The sequence below is a fragment of the Halospina sp. K52047b genome (assembly GCF_008709855.1).
GTDB classification, from domain to species: domain Bacteria; phylum Pseudomonadota; class Gammaproteobacteria; order Pseudomonadales; family Oleiphilaceae; genus Halospina; species Halospina utahensis_B.
Window position 1 is genome coordinate 343,126 of record NZ_VYJH01000002.1, and the last position, 16,709, is coordinate 359,834.

At 62.2% G+C, this 16,709-nt stretch carries 18 protein-coding genes and 1 tRNA gene; 7 read left to right on the forward strand and 12 right to left on the reverse strand.

The features are described 5' to 3' along the window. Positions 1 to 166: 166 nt before the first annotated feature. On the forward strand, positions 167 to 1,468 hold the full coding sequence (locus F3089_RS04040) for a sensor domain-containing diguanylate cyclase (RefSeq protein WP_151439556.1): 1,302 nt from the start codon (positions 167 to 169) through the stop codon (positions 1,466 to 1,468). On the opposite strand, the gene pgsA is transcribed toward F3089_RS04040, so the two are convergent. The 5 genes from pgsA to F3089_RS04065 all read right to left on the reverse strand — a co-directional run bounded on the left by pgsA (position 1,429) and on the right by F3089_RS04065 (position 6,480). After that, positions 1,429 to 1,974, reverse strand: coding sequence for a CDP-diacylglycerol--glycerol-3-phosphate 3-phosphatidyltransferase (gene pgsA / locus F3089_RS04045; protein ID WP_151439557.1), 546 nt, complete (start codon positions 1,972 to 1,974; stop codon positions 1,429 to 1,431). The genes F3089_RS04040 and pgsA overlap by 40 nt on opposite strands. 3 nt (positions 1,975 to 1,977) lie before the next feature. Then, positions 1,978 to 3,828: an excinuclease ABC subunit UvrC gene (gene uvrC, locus F3089_RS04050; RefSeq protein WP_151439558.1), complete on the reverse strand. Its 1,851-nt coding sequence runs from the start codon at positions 3,826 to 3,828 to the stop codon at positions 1,978 to 1,980. Further along, positions 3,812 to 4,462 (reverse strand): UvrY/SirA/GacA family response regulator transcription factor, encoded by a 651-nt coding sequence (gene uvrY / locus F3089_RS04055; RefSeq protein WP_151439559.1) that lies wholly within the window; start codon positions 4,460 to 4,462, stop codon positions 3,812 to 3,814. Before uvrY ends, uvrC begins: the two co-directional genes overlap by 17 nt. A gap of 24 nt (positions 4,463 to 4,486) precedes the next feature. Beyond that, the gene (locus tag F3089_RS04060) at positions 4,487 to 5,068 is read right to left on the reverse strand and encodes a hypothetical protein (RefSeq protein WP_151439560.1); all 582 of its coding nucleotides are present in this window, start codon (positions 5,066 to 5,068) and stop codon (positions 4,487 to 4,489) included. A 125-nt stretch (positions 5,069 to 5,193) separates the two neighbouring features. After that, entirely contained in the window at positions 5,194 to 6,480 is a 1,287-nt protein-coding gene (locus tag F3089_RS04065) for a lactate 2-monooxygenase (RefSeq protein ID WP_151439561.1), read from the reverse strand. 83 nt (positions 6,481 to 6,563) lie between these two features. Between F3089_RS04065 and F3089_RS04070 the strand changes: the two genes are divergently transcribed. Then, on the forward strand, positions 6,564 to 7,976 hold the full coding sequence (locus F3089_RS04070) for an alanine/glycine:cation symporter family protein (RefSeq protein WP_151439662.1): 1,413 nt from the start codon (positions 6,564 to 6,566) through the stop codon (positions 7,974 to 7,976). Here F3089_RS04070 and F3089_RS04075 read toward each other — a convergent pair whose 3' ends face one another. Both F3089_RS04075 and F3089_RS04080 read right to left on the reverse strand, forming a co-directional pair. Then, positions 7,977 to 8,729, reverse strand: a complete 753-nt coding sequence (locus F3089_RS04075) for a sulfite exporter TauE/SafE family protein (RefSeq protein ID WP_095616828.1) — start codon at positions 8,727 to 8,729, stop codon at positions 7,977 to 7,979. A 9-nt stretch (positions 8,730 to 8,738) separates the two neighbouring features. Beyond that, a complete protein-coding gene (locus tag F3089_RS04080; protein WP_151439562.1) occupies positions 8,739 to 9,869 on the reverse strand; it encodes an aminotransferase class V-fold PLP-dependent enzyme in 1,131 nt (376 codons plus the stop codon). 155 nt (positions 9,870 to 10,024) lie between these two features. Between F3089_RS04080 and F3089_RS04085 the strand changes: the two genes are divergently transcribed. Next, positions 10,025 to 10,114 (forward strand) — tRNA-Ser (locus F3089_RS04085). Positions 10,115 to 10,396: 282 nt separating this feature from the next. Next, a complete protein-coding gene (locus F3089_RS04090; RefSeq protein ID WP_151439563.1) occupies positions 10,397 to 11,587 on the forward strand; it encodes an MFS transporter in 1,191 nt (396 codons plus the stop codon). Positions 11,588 to 11,595: 8 nt separating this feature from the next. Here F3089_RS04090 and F3089_RS04095 read toward each other — a convergent pair whose 3' ends face one another. Together F3089_RS04095 and F3089_RS04100 are read right to left on the reverse strand one after the other, a co-directional pair. Then, positions 11,596 to 12,012, reverse strand: coding sequence for a DUF6691 family protein (locus F3089_RS04095; protein WP_151439564.1), 417 nt, complete (start codon positions 12,010 to 12,012; stop codon positions 11,596 to 11,598). Continuing rightward, positions 12,009 to 12,470, reverse strand: coding sequence for a YeeE/YedE family protein (locus F3089_RS04100; RefSeq protein ID WP_151439565.1), 462 nt, complete (start codon positions 12,468 to 12,470; stop codon positions 12,009 to 12,011). The genes F3089_RS04095 and F3089_RS04100 overlap by 4 nt, the downstream gene beginning before the upstream one ends. A gap of 123 nt (positions 12,471 to 12,593) precedes the next feature. Here F3089_RS04100 and F3089_RS04105 point away from each other — a divergent pair, with 123 nt between their 5' ends. Then, on the forward strand, positions 12,594 to 13,010 hold the full coding sequence (locus tag F3089_RS04105) for a group III truncated hemoglobin (protein WP_225741664.1): 417 nt from the start codon (positions 12,594 to 12,596) through the stop codon (positions 13,008 to 13,010). On the opposite strand, the gene F3089_RS04110 is transcribed toward F3089_RS04105, so the two are convergent. Further along, the gene (locus F3089_RS04110) at positions 12,998 to 13,840 is read right to left on the reverse strand and encodes a histone deacetylase family protein (protein WP_151439566.1); all 843 of its coding nucleotides are present in this window, start codon (positions 13,838 to 13,840) and stop codon (positions 12,998 to 13,000) included. The genes F3089_RS04105 and F3089_RS04110 overlap by 13 nt on opposite strands. 139 nt (positions 13,841 to 13,979) lie before the next feature. On the opposite strand from F3089_RS04110, the gene F3089_RS04115 reads away from it, so the two are divergent. Then, positions 13,980 to 14,864, forward strand: coding sequence for a LysR family transcriptional regulator (locus F3089_RS04115; protein ID WP_225741665.1), 885 nt, complete (start codon positions 13,980 to 13,982; stop codon positions 14,862 to 14,864). A 97-nt stretch (positions 14,865 to 14,961) separates the two neighbouring features. Next, positions 14,962 to 15,288, forward strand: a complete 327-nt coding sequence (locus F3089_RS04120) for a DUF7352 domain-containing protein (protein ID WP_151439568.1) — start codon at positions 14,962 to 14,964, stop codon at positions 15,286 to 15,288. Between the two features lie 29 nt (positions 15,289 to 15,317). Here F3089_RS04120 and F3089_RS04125 read toward each other — a convergent pair whose 3' ends face one another. Continuing rightward, positions 15,318 to 15,944 carry a YceI family protein gene (locus F3089_RS04125; RefSeq protein ID WP_151439569.1) on the reverse strand — a complete coding sequence of 209 codons (627 nt, stop codon included), beginning with the start codon at positions 15,942 to 15,944 and terminating at the stop codon, positions 15,318 to 15,320. Further along, a complete protein-coding gene (locus tag F3089_RS04130; RefSeq protein ID WP_151439570.1) occupies positions 15,913 to 16,659 on the reverse strand; it encodes a CDP-alcohol phosphatidyltransferase family protein in 747 nt (248 codons plus the stop codon). The genes F3089_RS04125 and F3089_RS04130 overlap by 32 nt, the downstream gene beginning before the upstream one ends. Positions 16,660 to 16,709: the final 50 nt, after the last annotated feature.

The following is a 16,709-nucleotide window of genomic DNA, read 5'->3' on the forward strand; positions in this document are numbered from 1 at the left end:
TAGCCCATGCGCTGCCGGGACCATAGTCGCGGCGTCGTGCGACAGGCACTGTCGCTCTTCCCCATAACCAGTCACCAGGCAGTACCCGGTAAAGGATTTTTTGCATCATAGGAATCACTGAAGTAATTTATGCGATCAACCAGTATCCAATACGGGAAGCGGTGGCATGGAAACCGGAAAACCGCAGGCGACCACGGATACCCGCCAGCAACTGGATGACCTGAGGGCGGCGGTGGACAGCCTTGGCTCGTTCATTTTCATGAAGGACCTTCAGGGGCGCTATACTTATGTCAACGAGCGCGTCCGCAACCTGTTCGGCCTTCCGGAAGAAGCCATACTGGGGCGCGACGACAGCACCTTCTTCTCGCTGGATCAGTCCCGGGATCTGCGCGAGAACGACGAACAGGTCCTGCGCCAGGGGCGTGCGATTGAGACCCAGGAGCGCAACGTCATCGCCGCCACCGGTGAGGAACGCTGGTTCTGGACCGTGAAGCGGCCTCTTGTCAGCGCCGACGGCAGTATCCACGGCATGAGCGGCGCCTGCACCGATATAACCGAGAAGGTACAGCTGGAACGGGCGCTGCGGGAGAAACAGGCCCTTCTTGAAACCGTCCTCGACCATGCCCCCGCCTGTATCTACCTGAAGGATACCGACCGGCGCTACGTCTACCTGAATCACAGGACAGCGGCCCTCTACGGCCATGATCCCGATGCCATCGTCGGCGCACGGGACGAGGACTTACTTTCCCATGAGACAGCGGAAAACTGCCGGGGGCTGGACGACCGGGTGCTCGCCACGTACGCCCCGCAGCAGGGCGAGGAGACCTTTACAGCAGCGGATGGTCGCATACGCGTCTATGAGACCGAGAAAGTGCCTCTGCTCAGTGAGGACGGCACCTTCACCGGCTTTATTGGCTTCTCCCGGGACATGACCGAAACGCGCCAGCTCCAGCAGCGGCTTGAGCGCATGGCCCACGAAGACCAGCTTACCGGCCTCCCCAACCGGCGCCGGACAGAGCAGGTGCTGGAGGAGGAGCTCAACCGGGCCCACCGCAGCGGTCAGCCGCTGTCACTGCTCGCGCTGGACCTTGATCATTTCAAGTCCGTCAATGATCACTACGGGCATGAGATGGGTGACCAGGTTCTGGTTCAGTTGGGTGTCATCCTGGACGAACGCCTGCGTTCAACCGACACCCTGGGCCGCTGGGGCGGTGAGGAATTCTTTGTGATCCTGCCGGATACCGATCTGGAGGGTGCACAACAGGTGGCGGAAACCCTGCGCCAGACCACCGAGACCAGCATCCATGCCGGTGATACCCCGGTAACAGTGAGCATCGGCGTTACCCAGTACGACCACAGCCAGACTCTCAGAGCCTTTATCCAGCATGCGGACGGGCTGTTGTACCGCGCCAAACACTCCGGCCGTAATCAGGTAGCGCTGATCTCCTCCCAGGCGGCTTTCAGGTAGACGCACATTGACCAGAGCGTGAGCGCTGCTGCTATCGCCAGCATCGCAAGCCCGGCCATGGCAACAGGCTCACCGGGCGGATAGGCCAGCAGCATCACAATGGCAACCATCTGAAAGCCCGTCTTGACCTTGCCGACGAGCGAGACGGCCACACTGGCGCGCTTGCCCATTTCCGCCATCCATTCGCGCAATGCCGAGATGACGATCTCACGGCCTATGATCACAATGCCGGGGATGGTCAGGAACAGGGAGCCGTAATCGTGGATCAGCACCGCCAGCGCCCCGGCCACCATGAGCTTGTCCGCCACCGGGTCCAGAAAGGCACCCAGCGGTGTTGACTGGTCCCAGCGCCGGGCCAGGAAACCATCCAGCCAGTCGGTTACCGCCGCCACCGCGAAAATGACGGCGCTCGCCATGTAGGCCCACTGGAACGGCATGAAGAAGACCAGCAGGAACAGCGGGATCATGGCGATCCGCGAAAAGGTGAGGATGTTGGGTAGATTCATGCGCTACTCGTTGTGCAGTGCTGAGTGAATGGATTCGGCCAGGGTCTCACTGATCCCCCGAACCTTGGCAATCTCACCAACGCTGGCCTTACGCAGCTCCTGCAGGCCACCGAAGTAGTTTATCAGGTCCCGGCGCCGGCGCGGCCCCACGCCTGGGATTCCCTCCAGGGTGGAGCTGCTGCGCTTCTTGTCACGTCGCTGCCGGTGGCCGGTAATCGCGAACCGGTGAGCCTCGTCCCGAATGTGCTGGATCAGGTGCAGCGCCGGCGAGTCCGGTGGTACCCGGAAACGGTTCTCGGTCAACGCCTCGATCAACTCTTCCATACCGGCGCGGCGCGCCTCGCCCTTGGCCACGCCGATCAGGGTAATGTCGTCAATTCCCAGTTCATCAAAGACCGTGCGCGCCACATTGAGCTGGCCGAGACCCCCGTCGATGAACACCAGGTCCGGGCGCTTGCCGTCGCCCGCCTTGATGCGGCGATAGCGGCGGCGCAGAACCTGCCCCATGGCCGCATAGTCATCCCCGGCCGTTTCGCCTTCAATATTATAGAGCCGGTAGTCACTCTTCAGGGGTCCATTCTCGTCAAAAACCACGCAGGATGCGACCGTGTTCTCGCCCTGGCTGTGGCTGATGTCGAAGCATTCCATGCGGGCCGGGATCTCGTCCATTTCCAGCAGCTCCCGCAGCGCCAGCAGCCGCCGGTAGACGGTCTCCTTGTTCGATAGATGGCTGCGCAGGGTCTCCTCGGCGTTGGTGCGGGCCATCTGCAGCCATCGCCGGCGCTCATCGCGCACCCGATGGCGCACACGGGTATCCCGGCCGGCCTGGTTGGACAGCGCCTGATCCAGCACTTCCCGGTCCGGAATCTCCTCCGCCACGATGATCTCGCGGGGAATCTCCCTTGGGTTGTCTTCCCCCAGATAGAACTGGCCAATGAAAGCGGTGATGAGCTCGCTCTCCTCCTGGTCCATGGACAGCCGGGGGAAGAAATGCTGGGTGCCAACGATCCGGCCACCGCGCACGGACAGCACCACCACACAGACCACGCCCGCCTCCTGGCTGAGGCCGATCACGTCCAGCTCCGCGCTGCCGCCCTCGATGGCCTGCTGCTCCTGCACGTGGCGCAGGTAATTGATCTGGTCCCGGAACTGGGCCGCCCTTTCAAAATCGAGGCTGGTCGACGCCTGCTCCATGGCGTCCATCAGCTCCTGGATGATCTCCGGGTTCTTACCCTGCAGGAAGAGCCGGGCACGGCGGACATCCTGCTGGTAGTCCTCTGGGGAAATCATGCCCACACAGGGCGCGGTACAGCGGTTGATCTGGTACTGCAGGCAGGGGCGTGTGCGGTTACGGAAGTAGCTTTCGCTGCAGTTGCGGATGCGAAACACCTTCTGGAGGATGTTCAGGCTCTCCCGGACCGCCCCGCCGGACGGAAAGGGACCGAAAAAGGTCCCTTTATCCCGCTTGCTCTTGCCACGCCGGAAGGTGAGCGACGGATAGTCGCTGTGATTCGAGAGGTAGATGTAGGGATAGGACTTGTCGTCGCGCAGCAGGATATTGTACGGCGGGCGCTGCGATTTGATGAGGTTCTGCTCCAGCAGCAGCGCCTCGGTTTCACTGGCGGTGACCGTGACCTGGATGTCAGCGATCCGGCTGACCAGTGACTGGGTCTTGATCGCCTGCCCCTGCTTGCGGAAGTAGCTGGCCAGGCGCTTGCGCAGGTTGGAGGCCTTGCCCACGTAGAGAATGTCGCCATTGGCGTCGTACATCTGGTAGACGCCGGGCTTTTCGGTTACCTGCTTGAGAAAAGCAGCGGAATCAAAAGCTTCAGCGGTTTCAGACTTCATCGGCATCCAGCAGGCCGTATTTCACCGCCTTCAGGGTCAGCTCCACGTCACTGTCGATACCGAGCTTCTCGAAGATCCGGTAGCGGTAGGTGTTCACAGTCTTGGGGCTCACACAGAGTTTGTCCGAGATGACCTGTACCTTCTGGCCCTGCACGATCATGGTGGCGATCTGGAGCTCACGCTCCGAGAGTTCGTCGAAGGCGCTGAACTCCTCCGAGCCCCCGTTGACCCGGCCCAGCGCCATCTTCTGGGCGATCTCCGGGCTGATGTAACGCTGACCAAGCGAGGCACGGCGCACCGCCTGCAGCATCTCCTGAAGATCCGCGCCCTTGGTGATATAGGCATGGGCGCCGCCCTGCATCACCCGCGTCGGGTAGGGATCGTCGGCACAGGCGGTCACGGCAATCACCCGCACGTCGTCATTGATCCGGTGAATCTGCCGCATGGCTTCCAGTCCACCAATGCCGGGCATCCGAAGGTCCATCAGAACCACGTCCGGTGGGTCCTGCCGGACCTGGTCCACGGCTGCTTCACCGGAGTCGGCCTCACCCATGATCTCGATTTCTTCATCGTCCGCCAGCATCCGTGTTATGCCGGTACGCACGAGCTCATGATCATCCACAACCAGAATCCGGATCACGCTGTTTCCTCCCGCTGACTGGATTCAGTCGTTCATCGCGCCACGGATCCGGTCACGATAGGGCCGGACGGCCTCAATGTCCTCCTCGGGCGCATCGGCCATCGCCTTCATCCCTGCCATGGCCTGCTCCATCTGCTGGCGCATGCGCTTGCGCTGCTGCTCGGAGATATTGGGGTTGTTCTCCATCTGCTCCATCATGGCGCCCATTTCCGCCTGCATGTCGCCACGATTGTGCTTTTTCAGCTCCATTGCCGCCATGGCGCGCATAATGCGGTCGCCTGTATCCGCCCAGTCCTCGGGACGCTGGAACCCATGATCGGAGACCGCGGCCGCGAACTCATCGTGCATCTCATGGTCACGCATCTTCTCCACCATCATGCGCATGGGCCGGAATTCGCCCTCGCGCATGGCCTGTTCCTGGATCTCCTGGCCCATGTCCCCGAACATGTCCGTGTTCTCAACCTGCTCGCCCAGGCTTTCCAGATCCTCGAGGCTTGCAAGAAAGCGCTCAATCCGATCATCAGAAAGTGGCTGCGCCATTGCCGGCAGAGCCACCAGAAGCAGCACAAGTGCTGCGCAGAAAGTGTTCAGAGCCCTGATCATCATCCGTTTCTCCCAAAAGGATCCGTGGTGCTGAATTGTGAAACCTAAACCGGAAGACGGCAACAGCACCTGGCAGGATTGTTGGTCACACCCGCCGGCCATAGCGCATCACGGGCAGCCGCCGCGTGTCAGGCCAACCGTTCCGGCGATATCTCCGCTGTGGAGGAACAGCCCGCAAGCCCCATGGTCAACTCAAAATCCGTTTTCAGGTTGCGCAGGACCTCACGCACACCCTCTTCGCCATTGAGCGCCAGCCCGTAGACCCAGGGGCGCCCCAGCCCCACGGCCGTAGCGCCCAGCGCCAGTGCCTTGAATACGTCCGCCCCGCCACGGATGCCGCTGTCCAGGATGACCGGCACACGGCCCTGCACCGCCTCCACCACGCGCGGCAGCATTTCGAAGCTTGAGACGGCGCCGTCCACCTGACGCCCCCCGTGGTTCGATACGATGACCCCATCCATGCCGTAATCCACTGCCATACGGGCATCTTCAGGGTGCAGGATGCCCTTGAGCAGGATGGGAAGACGGGTATGCTCGCGCAGCATGGCGAGATCCTCCCAGGTCAGCGAGGGCCTTGAGTAGGTGTTGATGAACTCCTGGACCGCCGCCCTCGCCTTGCCGGAGCGAAGTCCCTCCAGAGTACTTCCGGGCCAGGACTGGGCCACGTCCCGGAGGACTTTCAGCGTTTCCATGGTCACTCTGGGCTTGGGCGCAGCGTCACCACCCTCCTGGATCGCCTGTTCGAGGCGCCTCAGGAAGACCGGGTCACTGGTGTACTGGGCAATGCCCTTGCCGCGCAGAAATGGCAGGTAGGCCAGGTCCAGGTCACGGGTGCGCCAGCCCAGCATGGTGGTGTCCAGGGTCACCACAATGGCCTCACACCCTGCTTCCTCGGCCCGGCTCACCAGACTTTTCACAAGGTCGTCGGACTTGCTCCAGTAGAGCTGGAACCAGCGCGGGCCGTCGCCCATGGCGCCGGCAACATGCTCCATGGGCTGGGAAGCCTGGTTCGAGAAGATCATGGGCACGCCTTCCGAGGCCGCGGCCCGGCCCACAAGCTCATCCCCCTTCGGATCAACCATTTCCATCACACCGATGGGGCTCAGGAGGAAGGGACTGGGCAGGCGCCTTCCAAAGAGCGTTACGCTGGTATCACGCTCGGAGACATCGTTGAGCATGCGCGGCAGGATGCGACGCTGGCCGAATGCTTCACGGTTGCTGTCCATGGTGTGCTCATGCCCGGCGCCACCCGCGATGTAGGCAAACGCCTCCGGCGCAAGCGCCCGCTCGGCGCGCACCTCAAGCTCATCGTAATCCACGGGGACCGTCGGGCGGTCACCACTGAGTCCATTGAGATAGATCTCACGCTGGCGATCCAGGGTCGGACTGACCGTTTCCTTGTTCTTGTCATTCATATAAGGGCTGCTCAGCTGGTATGGTTTCGCGGTAAACCTTCAAAATACCACCTGACCAGCCACCTGCAAGAGGCCCCGTTTTGCTGGAATCCACTGTCGGCTTTCTGAATACCATCTTCTGGAACTACATCCTCGTATACGGGCTGCTGGGCGTGGGCGTGTTTTTCACGATCCGCCTTGGCTTCCTGCAGTTCGTCAACTTCGGTGAGATGATCCGCGCCATCCGCGGCTCCCGCCAGAGCGACAAGTCCGGCATATCGCCCTTCCAGGCCGTCTGTACGAGTCTTGCCTCGCGCGTGGGCACAGGCAACCTGGCCGGTGTCGCGGTGGCGCTCTACCTGGGCGGTGCCGGCGCTATTTTCTGGATGTGGATGGTGGCGCTGGTCGGCATGGCCACAGGCTACGCCGAGAGCACCCTCGCCCAGCTTTACAAGGTTCGGGATGAGCAGGGCCAGTACCGCGGTGGCCCAGCGTTCTACATGGCCCGTGGTCTGAACGCCCCCTGGGCCGGAGTGATCTTCGCGCTCTGCCTGATCCTGTCCTTCGGGCTGGTGTTCAATGCCGTGCAGTCCAATGCCATCGCCACGGCGGTTGAGGGTGCCTTCGGGATCAACCAGGGTCTGGTCGGCATCATTGTCGCTGCAGTCGCCGGCCTGGTGATCTTCGGCGGGCTGCGCTCAATCGCCCGCTTCGCCGAGCTGATCGTGCCCATTATGGCCGGCCTCTACGTTCTCCTGGCCATAGGGATCATGATCATGAACATCTCCGAGGTGCCCGGCATCCTGGCGGGCATCGTCCAGAACGCCTTCGGCTTCGGCGAAGCTGCCGGCGGCGCGGCCGGCTCCATCACCGCCGCCATGCTCAACGGCATCAAGCGTGGCCTGTTCTCCAATGAAGCCGGCATGGGCTCAGCGCCGAACATTGCCGCCACCGCCACACCGGTTCCTCACCACCCCTCGTCCCAGGGGCTGATCCAGGGTTTTGCGGTCTTTGTGGACACAATCGTGATCTGCACCGCCACCGCGGTCATGATCCTGCTTTCGGGGGTTATGGAAGGCGGTGCTGATGTCACCGGGGCGGAGCTCACCCAGGTTGCCATGGAGAGTCATCTCGGTGATCTGGGCGGTGAATTCATCGCCATCGCCATCATGTTCTTCGCATTCACCTCGATTGTCGCCAACTACTCCTACGCCGAGAACGCGCTGGTGTACCTGGGCGCCCAGTCACGCGCCTGGCTCTACGCCCTGCGCGGTGCAGCACTGGCGATGGTGATCTGGGGTGGCTACCAGGCGGTGATCACTGTATTCAACACAGCGGACGCCTCCATGGGCCTGATGGCCACGGTGAACCTCATCGCCATCGTCTTCCTCTCGGGCACCGTGGTGAAGCTGACCAGGGACTATCTCGCCCAGCGGAAGCAGGGGCGGATACCCCACTTCCAGCTCAGTGACTATCCGGAACTCCAGGATCGTGTGGACGGGGAAATCTGGAAGTAATCAGGAGGCCAGCGCCTGCCACAGCAGGCGCAGTGCCAGCAGCGTCAGGATGATGCTGAACAGTCGCTGGAACGTATGATCGCCCATGCGGTGAACCAGGTGCAGCCCCAGCCGGGTACCCACGAGGCCGCAGGCGATCATTCCGCCCACCCAGGGTAACCATTCGGGAAAGTGGAAACCGGCCAAACCGAACACCAGCGCCTTGGGGAGGTGCTGCATCGTCATGGCGCCGGAGAAGGTCGCAATGGTGCGGAAACGGTCCTCATGGAGCTGCTTGATGAACGCAGCCACAAGCGGACCTGTGGCACCAACGAACAGCGTGATGAAACTGGTGACCGTGGATGCCAGCAGTATGCCCGTGCGCCCGAGGGCGGCAGCGGGCAGTGACGGCCCCCAGCACAGGAACAGGATGAACCCTGCGATGGTTACCTGCCATAGCTGCTCCGGCAGGCGCACCAGCACCAGGGCGCCAGCGAGCATGCCGAGGATGACACCGGGGGCGAAGGCGGCCAGAGCCCCCCAATCCGCCCGGCGCCATGTCATGGCGAAGCGCCCGGTATTGGAGCCGAGCTGAACCAGTCCATGCACCGGTATGATTGCCACCGGTGGCAACCACAGGGCCATCAGGGCAAGCAGCAGCACACCACCGCCGGCCCCCAGGGCCGCTGTGATCATCGAGGTCACCAGGGAGGCGGCCAGCAGCAGACCCGCGGTCAGCGGATCCAGCGCTGCCGGCAGAAAAACGTCGATCATGCCCGTCCGTCAGGCGCCAAGACCGTCCAGTGCTTCGGCGAGCCAGTCAACCGTGCGATCGATGTTACGCAGCTTATCCAGCCCGAACAGGCCGATCCGGAAGGTCTTGTAATCCTCGGGCTCATCACAGGCCAGCGGCACACCGGCTGCTGTCTGCAGGCCCTGCTCGATAAAACCGCTGCCTTTATGCAGGTCATCACGCTGCGTATAGAGCACCACAACACCCGGCGCCTCGAACCCCTCGGCGGCAACACTCACGAACCCGCGCTCGGCGAAAAGTGCCCGGACGCGGCGTCCCAGTTCTTCCTGGCGTTCGCGCGTGACATCCAGACCGTCGTTGACGGTTTCGTTCATAGCGTCCCGGAAATCCTTGAGCGCATCCGTGGGCATGGTGGCGTGATAGGCGTGGCCACCGCCCTCATACGCCTGCATGATCTGGTGCCATTTCTTCAGGTCACAGGCGAAGCTGCTGCTGGTGGTCGCCTCAAGGCGCTCCAGGCCTTTATCACTGAGCATGACCAGGGCCGCACAGGGCGAGGCACTCCACCCCTTCTGGGGCGCACTGATGAGCACATCCACGCCGATGGCCTGCATATCCACCCAGAGCGCACCGGAGGCCACGCAGTCCAGCACGAAGATTGCGCCAACCTCATGCGCCGCGCCCGCAACCTGCTTCAGGTAATCCTCGGGCAGGCGCATGCCGGCGGCTGTCTCCACGTGAGGAGCGAACACCACCTCGGGTTTCTTTTCACGGATGGAGGCAACCACTTCCTCCAGGGGCGCCGGACGGAACGGAACCTGACTGCCCGGCTCCAGCTGACGGGCCTTGTGGACGGTCGTTTCCGAGGCAATACGCCCCGCGTCCAGAATCTGGCTCCAACGGTAGCTGAACCAGCCGTTGCGCACGACCAGGCAGCGCGCATCGTTGGCGAACTGGCGTGCCACCGCCTCCATGCCGTAGCTCCCGCCACCGGGCACCACGATGGTGGCACTGGCGTTGTAGACGCTTTTCAGAGTACCTGAAATGTCATTCATAACCCCCTGAAATTCCTTACTCATATGATTCAGGGAACGGTCGTTGAACACAACGGAATATTCCAGAAGCCCTTCGGGATCAACGATCGGGATCTGCTTTGACATGGTTCAGACACTCCTCAGTCCAGTTTGGAAAGGGCCTATTTCTAACATCTTCCGGCATCGGCCTCCACCAATCGCGGCCAATGGCCGCTCCCACAGGGACAGACTCCGGCTTTTACGAAAGGGTCGGAGCCGTTAGAATGCGCGCTGTCCGCTGCGGAGAGGTGGCAGAGTGGACGATTGCACCGGTCTCGAAAACCGGCGACCGTGTAAGCGGTCCGAGGGTTCGAATCCCTCCCTCTCCGCCATTACCAGAGCCCACCTTGGGTGGGCTCTGGTAATGGCTTAGCGGGCGGACGAGACCCCTCATGGGTTCGACCGAAGCCTGCCTCCCGGCAGGCTGAGGAACACCTTCGCACCGCGAAGGTGGCCCCGAAGGGGTGAGGCCCGCAGGGCCCATAATCCCTCCCTCGGTCAGCCCCAACCACGCCAGCTCCCCAGGTTCTATCGGTTCCTTTCGTGAACCAACCCCCAACACCAGCTACCCTTTGGAGCATGTAGTCCGTTACCCGCCAAAGGCCCTGACACTCATGCTCCACTCCCTGCTCACCCGCACCCCACTCGCGGTCATCGTCATCGCCCAACTGTTCGGCACTTCCCTCTGGTTCAGCGTCAACAGCGTCGCGCCCGCACTGGCGGGGGCCGTGGGCCTCAGTGAAAGCGAACTCGGAATCCTGACCATGGCCGTTCAGGCCGGTTTTGTGACGGGCACCCTGATCATCGCAATCAGCGGCCTCGCGGACCGCATCCGGGCCAGCCGGCTCTTTGCCATCGCCGGGGTTACGGGGGCCCTTATCAACGCCGCCTTTATCCTGGTTGCCGCAGACCTCTACCTGGCGACGGCGGCACGTTTCATCACGGGGCTGTGCCTCGCCGGTATCTATCCCATGGGCATGAAGCTGGTGGTCAGTTGGACACCCCGCTATGCCGGTGCGGCCCTGGGGTGGCTTGTGGGCATGCTGACACTGGGTACCGCCCTTCCCCATCTGCTCCGGGGTGCGACCTTTGAACTCCCCTGGCAATGGCCCCTGCTTCTGGCTTCCGCGCTGGCCATGGTGGCCGCAGCCCTGATCCACAGTCTTGGAGATGGCCCGCATCTGCCCGCCGCGTCCCCTGGCATCCGCCCTGGTGCTGGCGTAAAAGCCTTCGTCCAGCGCAATTTCCGGGCCTCGGCTTTCGGTTACTTCGGTCACTGCTGGGAACTCTACGCCTTCTGGACCCTGACGCCGTTCCTCGTAAGCAGGGAACTCGAGCGCCTCGGTTCCGACCCGGCGCTCACGCCCTGGGTCGCGTTCCTGATCATCGGGCTCGGATTACCGGGCTGCGTCCAGGGTGGCCGCATGAGCCGATGGCTGGAAAGTTTCAACGTAGCGCGGGGGGCGTTAGCGGTATCCGGCGCCCTCTGCCTGGTCTATCCGCTTCTCGGCGCCGCGCCCCCACTGCTTCTTCTGGCGCTGCTGGCCGTCTGGGGCACCACGGTGATCGCTGACTCACCGCAGTTCTCAGCGCTGGCCTCGGCAACCGCGCCCAGGGAAAACGTCGGCGCAGCGCTGGCGATCATGAACGCCGTTGGTTTCGCGGTCACGATCCCCGCCATCGCGCTCACCACCAGCCTCTGGGCAAGCCAGTCCCTGCATGTACTGTGGTGGCTGCTGCCCGGGCCGGTACTCGGACTGCTGACCCTGCATCGCATGAACCGTAGGGAACTCCACGAAATCTAGATTCTGCCCTACCCCTGACGATTACTCAGTCGCCGTGCCATCCACCAGCCAGCCGCCATGGCAGCCACGAACGCCGCCAAAGGCCCGGTCAGGCCGCTGATCGACGCAACCGCTGGCCCGGGGCAGTAGCCGGAGAGCCCCCACCCAATACCAAAGAGGGCAGCGCCGCCCAGCAGCCGCGCGTCCAGGTCCTGACGGGTCGGAATGAAGAAGTGCGGTTCCAGTCTGGGTGCGCCCATCCGCCAGACCAGGCGATAGCCAATGAAGCTGGTCACCACGGCACCCCCCATGACACCGATCAGCGTCGGATCCCAGGCACCGGCAACATCCAGAAAGCCGAGAACGCGCTGGGGATCGGTCATACCACCAACAGCAAGCCCGAGACCGAACAGAAGCCCCGCGACAAGACCCGCCAGTACCTTCATGCGCCACCTCCAAGCAGGTGCCTTACAACGAACACTGTTGCCATGCCGCAGGCCAGGAACACCAGGGTCGCCATGATCGAGCGGGTGGAAAGGCGTGCCATGCCACAGACACCATGACCACTGGTACAGCCCGCACCAAGCCCCGTGCCCAGGCCCACAAGCAGCCCGGCCACGACCATAACGGGCACGCTGGCCATCGGCGCACCGATCGCCCCTTCAGCTACGCCCGCCACGTTGCCCCACTGGGGAGCGAGCTGGGTAAGCATGAACGGCCCAAGAACCAGCCCCAGCACAAAGGCACCCTTCCAGATGCGTTCACTGTTTACGGGCTCGTAGAGCATTCCGGAAACGATGCCACTGATCCCGGCGATCCGGCCCATCATCCCCATGAGAAAAACGGCGGAGGCGCCGATGAGAACGCCTCCGGCGACACCATTGAGAAGACTTGCTGTGTCCATCAAGAGTACCCCGTCGGTTTCTATGACTTTTTATATTAGATTATAATAATATAAAAGAGCCCGATACGGGAAGGCTCTTGCCTGGATAGCCTCTCGCCATTGCAGGGAGACCAGCTGGTGTGGATGATTCAGGCATATTCCATCACAAACCCCGGTTACATGGATCTCGACACCCCGGAAGCCATCCACCAGTTTGTTCACGCGTTCTATGGGCGCCTGCTTAAGGACCCCGTCATGGCACCCGTCTTCCTGGAAACCGCGGGCATCGATCTGGATCATCACCTGCCGACCATCGAAGCCTACTGGCGCAAGATGCTGCTGGGCGAGCGCCGGGCGTACACGCGGAACATGGTTGCCAAACATGAGGCTGTTCACGCGAAGCAGCCGCTGGAACCCGAACACTTCGAGTGCTGGGGCGCTCACTTCCATGCAACCCTGAATGAGCGCTTCGACGGACCCTATGCGGATCGGGCACACCGGATTGCCGACCGGATCCTCTCCAACCTCAGGGCCTGGCTTCTGGAACCTCAGGAAGCGTAGAGCCGGGCCGCCTCCTCCGTGACCATGGCGTGGCGCCGTGCGAGCGCTTGACGATCGTCGTCATAGCCGCCAGCGATCACGGTCGCCACTGGGATCCCGCGCTGTTTCAGGGTTTCCAGTACCAACGCCTCCCGCTGGCGGATGCCTTCAAGGCTGACACCCAGGCGCCCCAACGGGTCGCCGGCATAGATATCCACCCCTGCGGCGTACAGCACCAGGTCGGGCTGCCACCGATCCAGCTGCGCGTGAAGGCAGTTGGATACCTCGTTCAGGTAGTCATCGTCCTCCAGTCCGTCCGGCAAAGCTACATCCACGTCGCTCAGGGCCTTGGTGAAGGGGAAGTTGCGGCCACAGTGGATGGAACAGGTGATGGCTCGGGGCTCATCCGCCAACAGGCGGGCAGTGCCATCGCCCTGATGCACATCGCAATCAAAGATCAGGATCCGTTCCAGCCGATTCCGTTCAAGCAGTACATGGGATGTTACAGCCAGGTCATTGATAATGCAGAACCCAGCTGCGACGTCGTACTGGGCATGATGGGTCCCCCCTGCCTGATGGCAGGCGACGCCGTAATGCAGTGCCAGCTGCGCTGCCAGGACCGTGCCCGCCGGTGAGGTAACGGTTCGCCGCACCAGCCCTTCGCTCCAGGGCAGGTTCACACGCTTGAGTTCCCGGGGAGTCAGGCCATTGTTACGGAACCGTTCGATGTAATCCGGACTGTGCACCGCATGCAGCCACTCCTGCCGGCACCGCCCCGGCCGGAAACGGTTCCCGGAGCAGGCGATCCCGGCTTCATTGAGGTGGTCCATGAGCAGGCCGAACTTGCTCATGGGAAACCGATGCGAGCCCGGGAAGGGGAAGCTGTAGCATGGGTGGTGGATGATCGGAATCAAAGGACGACCTTTCAAATCGGGACCGTCTAACTGTATAAGGGGACCGGTATCCTGCCAACCTGAAAGAGGATCGGACGTGAGCCGACGGCTGAATTACCGGCATCTGCACCATTTCTGGGTCGTGGCCCGGGAGGGCTCGGTCGCACGCGCCGCCGAAGCGCTGGATCTCGCACCCCAGACACTCAGCAGTCAGATCAGCACGTTCGAGGCGGACCTTGGAACCCGCCTGTTTGAACGCCGGGGCCGCCGTCTGGTCATGACGGACACCGGGCACAGGGTCTTCCAGTATGCTGACCCGATGTTCCGCACTGCGGAGGAACTGGAGGCATGGCTGGACGACGCGCAGGCGGCACCGGCCCGTAAGCTGCGGGTTGGCATTGTGGCCTCAATCCACAAGCTGTTTGCATACCGGGTTATCGCACCAGCGCTGGAAACCACCACACCCGTCACGCTCAGGTGCCGCACCGGAACCCCGGAGGACCTCACCAGCGCTCTCGCACGCCACGAGTTGGACGTGGTGATCACCGACAGACCGCCGGCGGGCGACGAGGATTTCCGGTGGTACCTGAACCCCCTGAGCCAGTCCGCCATCAGCCTGTTTGCGGAACCGGCGCTGGCGCAGAGTCTGGCCCCCGGATTCCCCAACAGCCTGGAGGGTTTTCCCTTCCTTGCCAGTGCCCTGGAAGCGCCCTATTACCAGCAGCTGATGCAGTGGTTCCGGGACCAGGGAATCCGTGTCCATGAGGCCGCTGAGATTGATGACAGCGCGCTGATCAAGGTGTTCGGCCGTGCGGGGCTTGGGGTGTTCGCGGCACCAACGGTGATCCGTGAGGAAGTCTGTCGCCAGTACCAGGTCGAGGAGATTGCCAGCATTGAAGCAGTCCGCGATCAGATCTACGCCCTCTATGGCGTGGAGGGAATGCGTCATCCCGGGATACAGGCAATCTGCTCCGAAAGCTGACTATCAGATTTTTTCGTCTCCGAAACTCATAAAACCTTATTTATTCGATTCGTTGAGGCACGGATACTGTGGCTGTCATCAACAGAGGAGACCGGCCATGAAAACCATCCTCAAGTACCGCCTCGACGCCTCAGGCAACGATACCTCTCTGACACTGACCGATGGCTTCCGGGTTGTGCGTACCGAGTACATCCCCGCCGAGAAGCGGGTTCACCTGTGGGTGGAGGTCCCATTGAAGGCGGGAACACCCGAGACGAGGGTGGACTTCCGGGTCATCGCCTCGGGGCACCCCATCGGGGATGACTTCGGATACGTCGGCACCGCACTGGACACCCATGCCCCTGAGGCCTACCACGTGTTCAACCGTGTCGCGGAACAGGTCGCCCAGTCTTCCGGGGGTGAGCGTCTGGTGAGAGTTGCCTGAAAGGATCTGCGGGCCGCCCGGCGCGGCCCTCAGAACCAGCCGCCATCGTCGCGGTTGGCCTCGAACTCAAACTGCAGCCGAACTTCATCCCCTACCAGGTCATCCGCAACCCCATAGGTCATCCCCCAGTCACTGCGCTCAATCACAGCGTGTGCTGACAGCCCCAGCGTATAGTCACCGTGTCCGATGGGGTACTCTGCGGCCTTGTTCAGCACCACATCCAGCGTGACCGGGTTGGTCTCGCCCAGCATCGACAGATCCCCGGTCAGTTTCCCGGTGGATTCCCCGGTCATCTCAAAATCCGTAACCTCAAAGCGGATCTCCGGGTACTCGGAAACATTCAGGAAGTCTTCGCCCCGCAGGTGCTCGTCCCGTTCCTCATGATTGGTAAACACGCTGTTCGCCTGGAAGACGACTTCGCCATCGCTGACAGTCTGTGTCTCCGGGTCATAGACAAACTGCCCCTCCACATCGCGGAACATCCCGATCACCCGGGCATAGCCGATGTGCATGACCTTGAAGGTCATGGTGAAGTGTTCATCATCGATGGTGTATTGTTGAGGTTCCGCAACCGCATTGCCACCGGTCACAAGTCCCACTGTAAGGATGCCCGCAACAAGTGCGTTACGTTTCAGCGCCATGCCTTTGCGTTTCATGCTGTCCTCCCGCCCGGTAGAGCCAGGCCAGATCCACGGTGAATGAGTACGCCAGCAGCATCAGTGCTGGCGCCAGTATCCAGACCGCAAGCCAGGACGGCGTGATCGGCACCAGGACGATCACCAGGCTGGCAATCTGCCATACACAGATGGTCTTACGCCGGAAGCTTTCGGGCAAGGGGCAATTGACCCAGGGCCAGATCCAGCCGGCGGCCACAAAGAGGTAGCGCATCAGCCCCAGCAGCAGAACCCAGGGCCCGGTGATGCCGCCCCCCCAGACCGCCAGGCTGAGCGTCAGTATCAGCGCTGCGTCCACTTCCATGTCAAAACGTGCCCCGAAATCCGTACTCACCTTGAAACGGCGCGCCAGGTAGCCGTCGAGGCCATCCAGAATGAGGACTGCCAGCGCCAGCATAACCCAGGCCCACTGGGCGTGGGCCGGCAGCTGCGGTTCAAGCAGAATGCCGGCGAGAATGACCACACCCAGCGCACGGTAGAAAGTCACCCTGTTGGCGGGACCGATCCCCTGCTGCCCTGGGACGCCCGTCACGACCACCCAGGCAAGCAGGGCATACCCCGACAATGGCAGGGCGAGAGAAACCAGCGAAATGCCTATCCACCACCAGATCCCGCCCGTAACCACAGTGAATGGCAACGCCGTCAACAGCAGTTCCCGACTGGCACCGGTTCGATCCGGAATTTTCTCACTGACCATTTCTTCCCCTTTGTCGTGACCCCCGGCAGGGTCAATAATGGTCCCGAACC